The sequence below is a fragment of the Deltaproteobacteria bacterium genome (genome assembly GCA_022340465.1).
Classification (GTDB): Bacteria; Desulfobacterota; Desulfobacteria; order Desulfobacterales; family B30-G6; genus JAJDNW01.
Window position 1 is genome coordinate 1 of sequence record JAJDNW010000009.1, and the last position, 12,427, is coordinate 12,427.

Here is a 12,427-nt window from a genome sequence, read left to right on the forward strand (position 1 = left end):
TATCCCGACGGCGGTCACTATAAAGCCCTGTCCGCAGCCGACACGCAAAAACTGGCCCGGGAATGCGGCCTGGCCCCGAGAGAGGTGGATATTGCCGCTTTGGGTCGCCGCATCATCCCCGAACGCTACGCTCGCAACATGCGGTCCTTTTCCGCAGAAGACCAGAAGCTGCTGCTCGAATCCCGGGTCACCGTCGTGGGGACCGGCGGCCTCGGAGGGACGGTTGCCGAGACGCTTGCCAGAATCGGCGTCGGTTCACTGAATCTGATCGACGGCGACTGTTTCGAAGAGAGCAACCTCAACCGTCAACTTTTCAGCACCGAAACTTCCCTGGGAAAGCCCAAGGCACAGACCGCGGCCGCGAGAATCGCCTCGGTCAACGCGACAACCCACGTCACCTGCCACTGCTGCAACCTGGAGGAAGACAATGCCGGCGAGCTCATTCGAGGCTCGGACCTGACTGTCGACTGTCTGGACAATCTCCCTGCGCGCTTTACCCTTCAGAGCGCATCGCAGGCTGCCGGCATCCCCATGGTATCGGCCGCCGTAGGCGGGCAGGCGGGTCAGGTGACGGCCGTCTTTCCTCAAGACCCCGGGCTGGAATTGATTTACGGCCCCCCGCACGAAGCCGCCGACCTGAAAGGCGCCGAAAGGAGCCTCGGCAACCTTCCATTTGCCGTCACCGCCATCGCGGCCCTGGAATGTTCAGAGGTGGTCAAGATTATTTTAAAAAGAGACTCCGCCTTGAGAAACCGGCTGCTGATCGTCGACCTCGAGGACTACACCTTTGAACGCCTGCGGCTGACCTGATAGACCATGCTCCCCACCACCAGCTTCATTACCCATGCCGACATCCAGCCGCCGGGGACCATCGTCATGAATTTATCCGTAATCTCCTCGGTGCTCTTTTCTATGTCGCCCGTGCGCGCATAGGTGCTTTCCACAAGATCGCGCGTTTGAAGGGCCGACTCCCGGGACAGGGCCATGAACTTACGGCAGTCCTCACCCGTCCGGCACCCCTGATGTTCGGCCAAAAGGATTTCAGGTTCTAAAGCGAACATCCTTTCAAGGCTGCGCAGGTAATCGTCGAAACTGGAGTTGGCCGCGGTGAACACCATCTCCCCGGTCGGGATTCCGGCCGCATCCGAGGCGAACAGCGCCTTTTCCAGGGGGAAATAGAGGGACAGGGAGCAGGTGGAATGCCCGGGGGTTTCGAGAACCTGCAGGTCGAGGCGGCCGCATGTGAGGATGTCGCCGTCGGCGACCACCCGGTCGACGCCTATGTTGAAGCCGTCGAGGCACAGATCGCCGGCGGAAACATCCGGCAGGACTTCCTTGAGGCGCTGCCGGTTCAACGCCCCGATGCCGGCCGCCACTTTGGGGGTCGACAGAAGCTTTTTGGCTCTTTCGGAAGCCACAACCCGGATCCACGGCCACTTTTTCTTGAAATAGGGCACGATGCCGCAGTGGTCGAAATGGGAATGCAGAATCACCAGTTGATGAATGCGCTCGGGTTCGATTTCCAGGTCCTTCAGCTGCCCTTCGACAGCCGGAGCGATAGAGGTAAATCCGCCGCCCAAGAGCGTGTACGATTCCCCTCCGTCAAGCAGGTAGACACAGCTTTCCTTGGTCCCCAACAGGGTGATACGTTCCGTAACCTTTCCGGGTTGGTCGATGATCATCGATTGACTCCTTTCATTTCTGTTTGACACGCGTTCATGTTTCAACTATTTTGCCTGGACCATGCAAACCACTGAAGACAGATTAAAAAAACAGGTTCAATTCATTCTCGAAATCGACAAACTGAAAAAAATCGTACGCCAAAGCCTTTTGTCCGACCGGTCGCGCAAGGAAAACGATGCCGAACATTCCTGGCACATTGCCCTGATGGCGGTTCTGCTTTCTGAACATGCCGACAAAAAGGGCATCGATCTCAAGCACGTGGTGACCATGCTGCTGGTGCACGACCTGGTGGAAATCGACGCCGGCGACACCTTCTGCTACGATGAAAAAGGCAATGTCGACAAGTTGGAGCGCGAAATAAAAGCGGCCGACCGGATTTTCAACCTGCTGCCCCCGGATCAGGCCGCTTATTTTCGATCCCTTTGGGATGAATTCGAATCGCGTCAGACCGCCGAGGCTCGATTCGCAGCCGCCATGGACCGGTTAGAGCCCCTCCTGCTCAATTACCACACCGACGGCGGCACCTGGAAGGAACACGGCGTTAAAAAAAAACAGGTCGTTTCCCGCAACCAGCCGATCGAGAAGGGTTCCGCCACCCTCTGGGAGTACGCCTCGCAGTTGATCGAGGATGCCGTGGCCAAGGGGTACATGCGGGAATGAGGGGAAAGAAGCGCATAGCTGATAGCGTGCCATGAGCTATGACCTGTCAGCTATGAGCTCATCTCTTTTCACTCGACCCCTGGAATCCTCGGCCCCTGGATCCTATTTAAGCCAGCAGTCGGGGCGTTTTAGCCTACTACCCTCGTCATTCCTGCGTGCCTGCCCCGGTATGGTGTTGGGCCGGGGGCAGGACGCGCGGTGAACTGTCAGCGCTATCCAGGGCACATAGCTAATCGCTTTCTGGATCCCTGCCTTCGCAGGGATGACGGAAAAAACGCCCCGATGGCTCAATTAAGTGATTTCAGCGTCCTCACCGTCACCAAGGTTCTTTCGGTTTGAATGTAGGGCAGGCGGCATTGCCGCACAGCGACCCGAATTCGTGATCCGCCTCCTTTTGTCGATCCGGAGCCGCCTTGACCCTCCATTGCGCGCAGCCCCTCGATTTCCGCCGCCAGCCTGCCGTCGTGCCTTCCCTTGTAAGCCACGACCATTCCGTTGCCGTTCAGCATCGGCAGTGCCGACCGGACAAAGGGCTCCAGATCGGCAAAGGCCCGGCACACGATCAGATCGAACCGCTCCTCCTGCGGCACATCTTCAAAACGCTGCCGTCGGACATGTATGCCCCCGATCTGCAGGGAACGAATGGCCTGTTTCAAATAGTTGACCCGTTTACGCCTGGCCTCCAAAAGCGTAACGGACAATGACGGCCTGACGATTTTGAGCGGTATTCCCGGAAATCCGGCGCCGGATCCCACGTCCAGCAGGGATGCGCCGGAGTCGGCCGTCATGTGATCGTCGATGAGCGGGACGGCGATGATGGAATCCAGGTAGTGCTTGACGGCCATGTCAAAAGGATCGGTGATGGCGGTCAGGTTGACTTTGCGGTTCCAGTGCACCAACTCCCGGGCATGCACGGCAAATTCCTCGGCCTGCTTCGCCGACAGACGCATGCCCAACATACCGGCACCGTCGACAATCGTGGAAATCCAGGCGGGAGAACCGATGCTCATCCTGCGCTTCAAGAGGGCCCCCCGCGCATGTTACGCGTCCGCCTTTTCTTCCGGTGGATCGAAATCCATGACGATCTCGACATCGCCTCCAATCGAGCTCTCGATCCTGGCATGCGGGTAGCGTTTCTTGAACACATGCAGCATGGCCGCATTTTCCCGCAACACCGTCGCGGTAAAACCGGTGTAATCGTTCTCCCTTGCTATGCCTTCGAGCATATCAAGCAGAAACGAGGCCGTGCCCAGGCCCTGAAAATCCTCCCTGACCACAAAGGCGACCTCCGCCCGGCCGCCGTCGTCGGCATAGGAACCGATAGCCATGATCTCCTTGTGGCCGCCCTTCTGCACCAGCCCCACGATGGACATGTTCTTGCGGTAATCGACCGAAGCCCACTGCTTCTGCACCACCTCGTGGGAAAAGAGCTGCATGCGATAAAAGAAACGGAAGTAAATGGTTTTCTCCTGCAGGCTGTAGAAAAAATTACGATAAGCGAACTCATCAGAGGGAAGCAGGGGGCGGAATTCGACGGTTTTACCGTTTTTCAGCGTGAAGTTGCGTTTGTAACTCTCCAGAAACAGGAGGTCCTCACTCGACGGCGGCATCTGGTCCTGAAAGATGTAGTGGCGTTTTTTGGCGAATTCGATCAGGTCCTCCCGGAATTTCGGGTGGGCGATCTGGGCCAGTTCCATCACCCGCTGGTAGATACCCTTGCCCTGAAGCTCGGCGATGCCGTACTCGGTGATGATGAAATTCACATCCCCGCGGGTGGTGGCCACGCCGGCGCCCTCACTCAGGTGGGGAACGATGCGCGAAACCTTGCCGTTCTGGGCTGTCGACGGCAGGGCAATAATGGAAAAACCCCCCTTGGACATGGCGCTGCCCCGCAGGAAATCCACCTGATCGCCGATGCCGCTGTAAAACATGTACCCCATGGAGTCGGAGCAAACCTGCCCGGTAAGGTCGACCTCGAGGGCGGAGCTGATGGAAACCAGATTGTCGTTGCGGGCGATGACCGTCGGGTCGTTGACGAACTCCGAGGAGCGGAAATAAAACATGGGATTATTGTTCACGTAGTCGTATATCTTATCGGATCCCATGCACAGAGAGGCCACCACCCGGCCGGGCAGAAGGGTTTTTTTCTTGTTGGAGATCACGTTTTTCTCGAAAAGCGGCAGAAAACCGTCGGTGATCAGCTGCGTGTGAATGCCGAGATCCTTCTTGTCGTCGAGATACTTGAGAATGGCATAGGGCAGATGACCGAAACCGATCTGCAGCGTGGCGCCGTCGTCGACGAGTTGATTGACAAAAAAGGCGATGCGCACGGCGATTTTTTCGTCCTTCACGCTGGGGAGGGCTTCCACCAGCGGTTCTTCATGCCAGACAATACAGTCGAGTTCGTCCACGTGGACGAAACTGTCTCCCCAGGTTCGCGGCATTTTCGGATTTACCTGGGCAATCACCGTTCCGGCGTTCTCGAGACCCGAGCGGGTGATGTCGACGGAAACGCCGAGACTGCAATAGCCGAACTTGTCGGGGGGGCTCACCTGCACCAGGGCCACGTCCAGGCCAATGCGATGGCTCGAGAACAGTCTGGGTATCTGGGAAAGATAGGTGGGCAGGTAGTCTATCTTGCCCTCGAACGCCGCCTTGCGCATCTGGCTGCTGATGAAAAACAGTTTCAGGGAAAAGCGGCGCAGGAAATCGGGGTCGTCGACAAACTCGGCCAGGGTCATGGACAGCATCTGATAGATCATGATGTCCTGCAGCTTCGGGTCCTTGACCATCGAGCGGATCAGATGTTGCGGTTCCCCGCATCCCGTGCCGATGAAAACTCGGCTTCCGCGTTTGATCATCGCGACGGCGTCTTCGGCGCTGGCCAGTTTGTCGGGACAGTATTCTTTTAAATTCATGGTCCACTCACGCCTTTCCCGGCAGTCCGCTTGTTCAGAACAGCTGCCGACAGTTCAAGAAATTTTATTCCAAACAGTATAAACCAAGATCAGTTGAGGCACAAGCTAGGCTAGAACATTTTGCCAGCCAGCCAGTACAGCAGCATCCCCACGACTACCGTACCGCCCAGCGATCTCGTCATCAGGGCGAACAAAAAGGTCGGCAAAGCCACCAGCAACTCCTGGCCGAATGGATCAAAACTGCGCGGTTCACCGGTTACGATCAGGGCCGGCAGAAGAATCGCCGCCAGGATGGATGCCGGAATGAGTTCCAGCCATTCCACGAACAGGCCGGGCAAATTGTAGCGCGAGAGAAAAAACAGCGGCATCCAGCGTGGCAGGTAGGTTACCGCACCCATCAGGGCAATCAGGATGACATAATCCATGGGTCTCACCGTCCCCCTGCTCTCTTGATCGCCACGCCGAACCCTGCCGCCAGCATGCTGGCCAGGACGATGTAGGCATTACCGGGAATGACTAGCGCCAGCGCCACCGCCACCAGGCCGGCCAAGACGGCCGTCAGGATCGTCACCCAGTCTTTGAGTTGAAAAATAAGAAGACAGATGAACATGGCCGTGAGGGCGTAATCGATCCCGAATGCGTGCGGCGGAATCAGATGACCGAAAAATCCGCCGGCAACCGTGCTGACCAACCAGGTCAGGTTGGCAGTCTGGTTCAATACCATCGCACGGTCCAGATCCCAGTCGCCTGCAATCAGGCGGGTATAGTTGACGGCAAAACTTTCATCGGTGACCCCGTAAGCGAAAAAAGAAAGCTTCAGCCGGCTCTTGTCTTTCATAAGCGCCGCCAGGGAGGAACTCATCAGCAGGTGCCGCAGGTTGACCATGAAGGTAGTGGCGACAATGGATAGCAGCGAAGCCCCCGCCGAAAGCATGGACACGGCGATGAACTGTGAACTGCCGGCAAATACGCACAACGACATCAATCCGACCTGCAAAGGCGTCAGGCCCGCTTTCTGAGCCAGCACGCCGAAAGCCAGGCCGATGGGCATGTACCCCAGGCAGATCGGCCAGGCGGCGGCGGCTCCCTGAGTCAGTTTTCCTTTTACCTCGATCATGTTTCCTCCTGCCTAAATTGAGCGATTTTCGGGTTTGCCGCAGATGCAAGGAAAATGTTTTTTCGCTTTAGTCTCCTATCCGGGGTGACATTTGACGCCGCAGGTGCGGTGAACCCGGAAATCCCGGAGGGTTTCAATTTTTAAGAATGAAAACAGATAAAATCCATTGAAAATATGTTTGTTTTGACCATTCCCAAAATTTGAAACACTCAACTTAGGTCCTGATGTCACCTGCTTCCAAACACATCTTGAAAGGGAATTGTCCCCCTAAAAGCAATTCAACGTGCCATCCCATAGCACAACTTGACGCGATATTGAAGATTTCCCTCGGCAGGCATTCAGATCAGGTTTTAAGGCACGGGCGGGCACCACGTGTCCCGACGGCGGCCGGCCACTTTAATGGGGCGGAAGGCGCTTCCGCATGGTTGCACGATCAACATGGCAAAATGCATATAATGATTTGTTATTACATTGGATATCAAATCGAAAGCACTACTTTCCGATGCAACACAAAGTGAATTACAAGGATTGTATCTATTTTTATTGACAAATCGCTTTTCTTTAATTATATTTGATAATTTCCTAACTATATAGCTCTATATAAGTGTGCTATCAACGGCCACCCTCTCTGTCACCGGGTGGTTTTGTTTTGTTCGGCGGGAACGGCGGCACGTGCGCGTCCGCACTTCCCCCGCAGGAAACCAGCAGCGATCAATTAAGGAACATTTGTCATGGAAAAAGACCTGAACCAGGTTCGGAACATCGGAATCAGTGCTCACATCGACTCTGGAAAGACGACCCTTACGGAAAGAATCTTGTTTTACACCAACAGGATCCACGCCATTCACGATGTCAAGGGCAAGGACGGCGTCGGTGCGACCATGGACTCGATGGAGCTCGAGAAGGAACGCGGCATCACCATCGCTTCGGCCGCCACCTACTGTGAATGGCGGAACCATCAGATCAATATCATCGACACCCCGGGCCACGTCGATTTCACCATCGAGGTCGAACGCTCCCTGAGGGTGCTTGACGGCGCCATCCTGGTGCTGTGTTCGGTGGGCGGCGTGCAGTCCCAGTCTATTACCGTGGATCTGCAGATGAAGCGCTACAAGGTCCCCTGCATCGCCTTTATCAACAAGTGCGACCGCAGCGGCGCCAATCCGTTCCGTGTTATCCAGCAGCTCAAGGAAAAGCTGGGACACAATGCCGTGGCCATGCAGATGCCCATCGGGCTCGAGGCCGACCTCGAGGGGGTTGTCGACCTCGTGTCCATGCAGGCCCTCTATTTTGAGGGTGCCAACGGAGAGACGCTGAGAACCGCGGAAATTCCAGCCGCCATGCGCGAGGAGGCGGAAAGGCTGCGCGAGGCATTGATCGACGCCGCATCTATGTTTTCGGACGATCTCATGGAAGCCGCTCTGGAGGGGGAGGTCACAACTGAACTGCTGCTCAAGGCCGTCAGGGCCGGAACGCTCACGCGCGAAATCACCCCTGTTTTCATGGGCTCCGCCTACAAAAACAAAGGGGTTCAGCCGCTTCTGGATGCCGTCACCGATCTTCTCCCCTGCCCCTCGGAAGTGGAAAACCAGGCCCTGGACATGCAGGCGGACGAAGCGTCGGTCGTTCTGCACTCGGATCCTGCCAAGCCCCCGGTCGCCCTGGCCTTCAAGTTGGAAGACGGGCAGTACGGACAACTCACCTATATCAGGGTGTATCAGGGCACCATCGCCAAGGGCGATACCATCGTAAATGCCCGGACGGGCAAAAAGGCCAAGGTGGGCAGGCTCGTTCGCATGCACGCCGATCAAATGGAAGAAATCGATGCGATCCCCGCCGGTTACATCGGCGCGCTCTTCGGCATCGACTGCGCGTCCGGCGACACGTTCACCGACCGCAACAGCCGGCTCAGCATGACGTCCATGTATGTGCCGGAGCCCGTTATTTCGCTGGCCATCGTTCCCAAGGACAACAAGGCCCAAAACAATATGTCGAAGGCGCTCAACCGCTTCACCAAAGAGGATCCCACCTTTAAGACCTATGTCAACCAGGAGACGGGCGACACCATCATCTCCGGTATGGGAGAGTTGCACCTGGAAGTCTACATCGAACGGATGCGACGCGAATACAACGCCGACGTGGAAACCGGGATGCCCAGAGTCGCCTATCGCGAAACCATCACCCGCAAGGCAGCCTTCAATTACACCCATAAAAAACAGACCGGTGGAGCGGGCCAGTTCGGCCGTGTGGCCGGATACATGGAACCGGCCGATGCCGATGAGTTCGAATTCGTCAACAGCGTCACCGGCGGAGCCATCCCGACCCAGTTTATCCCGGCCTGCGAAAAAGGCTTTCGAAACTGCCTGGAAAAGGGGCCCAAAATGGAGCTGCCGGTCACCGGCGTCCGAATCGTCATCAACGACGGGGCATCCCATGCCGTGGATTCGTCGGAAATGGCCTTTCAGGCTGCCGCCCGAGGTGCTTTTCTGGAAGCCTACGCCCAGGCCCGGCCCGTCATTCACGAACCGATCATGAAAGTCGTCGTCGAGTCTCCAACGGAATTCCAGGGCAGCGTCATGGGATCGCTGAATCAGCGCCGGGGCATCATTCTGGGTTCCCAGGACGAAGGGGCCATGTGCGTCATCGAGGCCCAGGTACCCCTGGCGGAGATGTTCGGCTACTCCACGGTTCTGAGGTCGGGCACCCAGGGAAAAGCCCAGTTCACCATGGAATTCAACGCCTATCGACAGGTTCCGCAAAGTATTGCCGAGGAGTTGGTGAAAAAGGCCCAGGAGGAGAAAAAAAACGTCGCCTGACAAAAACGCTGGCCGCGCTTTCCTGAAACGCGGCTGTGTCGCCGTCATTTGAAATAAGAATAACAAGAGGATCACATTGCCTGGTCCCCTTTCAACGCGCAACGCATGGCGTATAAAAACGATTATCATGACCAAACCAGACATCGCAGGGGCACGCAACCTGCAAACGACCGGTGGCTCAGCCGTAAAAAGCCCTTCGCGCCCGGCTGAGATCATCGACCTTAGAGAAAGGAATTTCAACATGCTCAAGCAAGATCTCATACTAAGAAATCCCTTGAGGCTTCTAGGGCAGGAAGATCAGTACATCCTCCCCGAGGGCAGCATGGGAGCGGTTCTGGCGCGGGCCGGTGTCGGGAAAACCGCCCTGATGGTGCAGATCGCCCTGGACACGCTCCTGCGGGGAAAAAACGTCCTGCACGTCAGCATGGACGACCCGGTGGACAAGGTCAGCCTGTGGCACAAAGAAGTGTTCGGCAACATGGCCGCGCAGTACAACCTGCCCCATGCCAACCAGCTGTGGGATTCCATTCTGACAAAACGCTTCATCATGACGTTCAGGGTGGAGGGCTTCAGCGTACCCAAGCTGGAGGAACGCCTGCATGATCTCACCGAGCAGAATATCTTCAATCCCCAGATGATCATCATCGACGGCTTCCCGTTCGAAAGTGCCGCCCACGAACCGTTGCGACAGCTGAAGGCATTTGCCGTCAGCAACAGGCTCAGGATCTGGTTTTCGGTGAGGACACACCGCCACGAACAGCTCGGCGCAACGGGGATGCCGCCCCGCCTTTCCAAGCTCGACGACCTTTTCGGGGTCATTCTTCAGCTTCAGCCGGATGGCAAGAAAGTTCACGTCAAGGTTTCGAAAGGTTTCAGGAATGCCGACGAATACCCGGAGCTCCTGCTGGACCCGGCCACGATGCTGATTAATCAGACATCAAAGTGAAGCTCCCCGCACTTATGCACGGGGCCTCTTCACGCACGTAAAATGCTTTGCATTTTACGGCAAGCCGCCTTTGATCGAATTCCCGGGTTTTGCCCGGGAATTCTATTTTAGGCGGTCTATGAATGATCCGATCCGCTTGTGAACCCTTTCGGATCCCTCTCCGAGGAGGATGCCGTGCCTCTCGATGTTGAAAAGGATGAATTCCTTGTCCTCGGCCCCCACTTTTTTAAAAATCCGCCGTGCTCCTTTGGGGTTGACCACGGGGTCGCTGTCGGATTGAATCACCAGCGTCGGAATGGTGACATCGGGCAGCAGCGTCTCCAGTTCCTCCATCAATCGCTCGAGTTCCCTGACGCCGGCGATGGGGTTGCGGAAATAATTGATATGGGGATTCTCCGGATTGTTTTCGACAAACTCCTTTTTGGCAGCCCCTGCGCTGAATTTATCCATCAGGCGGTTCCAGGTGTCCAGGGCCGGGGCAAATCGGGCTGAAAGATCGTTCAGCCGCATGGGGGCGGAAACGGCAAACACGCCCGCCGCCTCTTTCACCCGGGCCGCCAGGTGCAGGGCCAAACCTGCTCCCGTTGAAAATCCGCCCACAACGACCCGCCGGCAGATATTGCTCATAATCGCACAACCGGTTTCCACCGATGCCAGCCAATCCCTATAACTTCTCAGGGCGAGGTCGTCCGGTGAGGTCCCGTGACCTTTCAGCCTCGGGGTATACACCCAGTAGCCCAGTTTCTGCAGATATACGGCCAATTCCCTGACCTCCAGGGGCGCGGCCATGTAGCCGTGGATCAGGAGCACCCCCATCCCCCGCCCCCGCCCCCTGGCGAGGTAAGGCATGCCGACCTCGAGGCCCTTGCTCTCTCCCTCCACGTAATAGGTCCGGTAATCCTCCGCATACTCCTCCTTCGCCCTTTTCATCAGCATACCGACGATGTTGCGCCTGACGAAAATAGCCGGCATCCGGGCGATGCGCCGGATGTGCTTCTGAAACGCCGCCAACGGTTCCACTTCATTGGCAATGACGGAAACCGGATTGTTGACGCGGGCCATGTGGAAATCGAACACATCAACTACTTTGGATGACTTGACCAGCATTCCGTTTTTTTCGGCCACACAACCCTTTTCAAGGGCCATGGCGATGAAATCCCGGTAGCGTCCGTAACGATCGTCGATCAACAGGTGCTGCTGTTCATGCTGCAGGCTCTCGTGGCAGAAGATCTGCATGCGCTCGAGATCCGCCGAAACCGCCAGAAACGCCCTCCTTTTGAAATCCGCAACGCTCATTCTGCTGAAGAGCCTCTTCAACAGAATCGAGGCGAAAACATGATCGGGATTGACGGTGGTCATGTTGTAAATGCTGGCCATATACTGCTGCATGATATTCAGCGCCTTTTTGCGCATCAAGCGCCGGGAAGGAAGGATGTCGTCGAAATTAATCTTCCTGTCCGCCTCGATGTCGGAGCGGATGGCACCCGGCTTCAGAAAATCACGGACATCGATCGGATCTCCGAAACGGATGTCCATGTCCACGCCCGATAACAGCATGGCCCCCTCGGTCATGAACTCTTCCACGACCCTTTCGGGCAGGTTTTCCACCAGCTTCGAAGCCAGATTGCTCAAAGCGTTTTCTTTGGCCCTGATGGGGTAGTAGGTAATGTTGACGGGCACGATGCTGGTGGTCTTCTCGGAAATGTGCTTCGAGCTTTCTATCTTGAAACGCTTCAGCAGCCGCCCGGCTTCATCCGGCGATGTCTCCAGCAGTGTCAAAAGGCGCTGTCTGTAAAATTCCGTCCTCAGCGCCAGGGTCGCGGCACCGGTGTGCGGCGGGTGTTTGCCGCCGGCGTAGGAGATCATGTAGCGGCCCTTTTCGACAATCTTTTTATTCTTGACCATGCGCCCTTCCGGAAAGATGATCCACATGGCCTCACCCAACAAAAGGCTGCGCACCACGAGCAAATCCCTGTCGGGGCTTCTCGTGGAAACCGCCCCCAGGTTGTCCAGAACTCCGGCGAGTGCACCCTTGAACAATTCAGGTGCGGCCAGCGACCAGATCGGCACCTGGGTAAGCTTGAATAGATGGCTGGGCATCAGCAGGGTTTCGATTCTGGTGAAATGATTGATAACGAAAATGTTGTTGTGGTCGGGAACCTTTTCGGCGTCATGCAGCCTGACGTTTGCCCTGGAAATATTCTCGAGGGCTTTGATGGCAAGACCGGTCGTGCGGTAGGCGAATCGATTCATTTCCTGTCCCGATGCGATACAGCGTACGGTAAAA

10 protein-coding genes are annotated in these 12,427 nt (G+C 56.5%); 4 read left to right on the plus strand and 6 right to left on the minus strand.

Annotated features, from left to right (window positions below; genetic code table 11):
• Window positions 1-810: HesA/MoeB/ThiF family protein (locus tag LJE94_01475; GenBank protein ID MCG6908776.1), on the plus strand; the 810-nt coding region annotated here is incomplete at its 5' end.
• On the opposite strand, the gene LJE94_01480 is transcribed toward LJE94_01475, so the two are convergent.
• Complete coding sequence (locus tag LJE94_01480; GenBank protein MCG6908777.1) at window positions 780-1,682, minus strand: MBL fold metallo-hydrolase; 903 nt, start codon at window positions 1,680-1,682, stop codon at window positions 780-782. The genes LJE94_01475 and LJE94_01480 overlap by 31 nt on opposite strands.
• Window positions 1,683-1,743: 61 nt before the next feature.
• Here LJE94_01480 and LJE94_01485 point away from each other — a divergent pair, with 61 nt between their 5' ends.
• Window positions 1,744-2,343, plus strand: a complete 600-nt coding sequence (locus tag LJE94_01485; GenBank protein MCG6908778.1) for an HD domain-containing protein — start codon at window positions 1,744-1,746, stop codon at window positions 2,341-2,343.
• Between the two features lie 287 nt (window positions 2,344-2,630).
• Here the strand turns inward: LJE94_01485 and rsmG are convergent, their stop codons facing one another.
• The 4 genes from rsmG to LJE94_01505 all read right to left on the minus strand — a co-directional run bounded on the left by rsmG (window position 2,631) and on the right by LJE94_01505 (window position 6,378).
• On the minus strand, window positions 2,631-3,365 hold the full coding sequence (gene rsmG, locus LJE94_01490) for a 16S rRNA (guanine(527)-N(7))-methyltransferase RsmG (protein ID MCG6908779.1): 735 nt from the start codon (window positions 3,363-3,365) through the stop codon (window positions 2,631-2,633).
• Between the two features lie 18 nt (window positions 3,366-3,383).
• Window positions 3,384-5,261, minus strand: a complete 1,878-nt coding sequence (locus LJE94_01495; protein ID MCG6908780.1) for a GNAT family N-acetyltransferase — start codon at window positions 5,259-5,261, stop codon at window positions 3,384-3,386.
• Window positions 5,262-5,371: 110 nt separating this feature from the next.
• Window positions 5,372-5,686 carry an AzlD domain-containing protein gene (locus LJE94_01500; GenBank protein ID MCG6908781.1) on the minus strand — a complete coding sequence of 105 codons (315 nt, stop codon included), beginning with the start codon at window positions 5,684-5,686 and terminating at the stop codon, window positions 5,372-5,374.
• Window positions 5,687-5,691: 5 nt separating this feature from the next.
• Complete coding sequence (locus tag LJE94_01505) at window positions 5,692-6,378, minus strand: AzlC family ABC transporter permease (GenBank protein MCG6908782.1); 687 nt, start codon at window positions 6,376-6,378, stop codon at window positions 5,692-5,694.
• A 731-nt stretch (window positions 6,379-7,109) separates the two neighbouring features.
• Between LJE94_01505 and fusA the strand changes: the two genes are divergently transcribed.
• Together fusA and LJE94_01515 are read left to right on the plus strand one after the other, a co-directional pair.
• Window positions 7,110-9,194, plus strand: coding sequence for an elongation factor G (gene fusA, locus LJE94_01510; protein ID MCG6908783.1), 2,085 nt, complete (start codon window positions 7,110-7,112; stop codon window positions 9,192-9,194).
• A 127-nt stretch (window positions 9,195-9,321) separates the two neighbouring features.
• Complete coding sequence (locus LJE94_01515; GenBank protein ID MCG6908784.1) at window positions 9,322-10,140, plus strand: AAA family ATPase; 819 nt, start codon at window positions 9,322-9,324, stop codon at window positions 10,138-10,140.
• A 102-nt stretch (window positions 10,141-10,242) separates the two neighbouring features.
• Here the strand turns inward: LJE94_01515 and LJE94_01520 are convergent, their stop codons facing one another.
• Window positions 10,243-12,393, minus strand: coding sequence for an alpha/beta fold hydrolase (locus LJE94_01520; GenBank protein MCG6908785.1), 2,151 nt, complete (start codon window positions 12,391-12,393; stop codon window positions 10,243-10,245).
• Window positions 12,394-12,427: the final 34 nt, after the last annotated feature.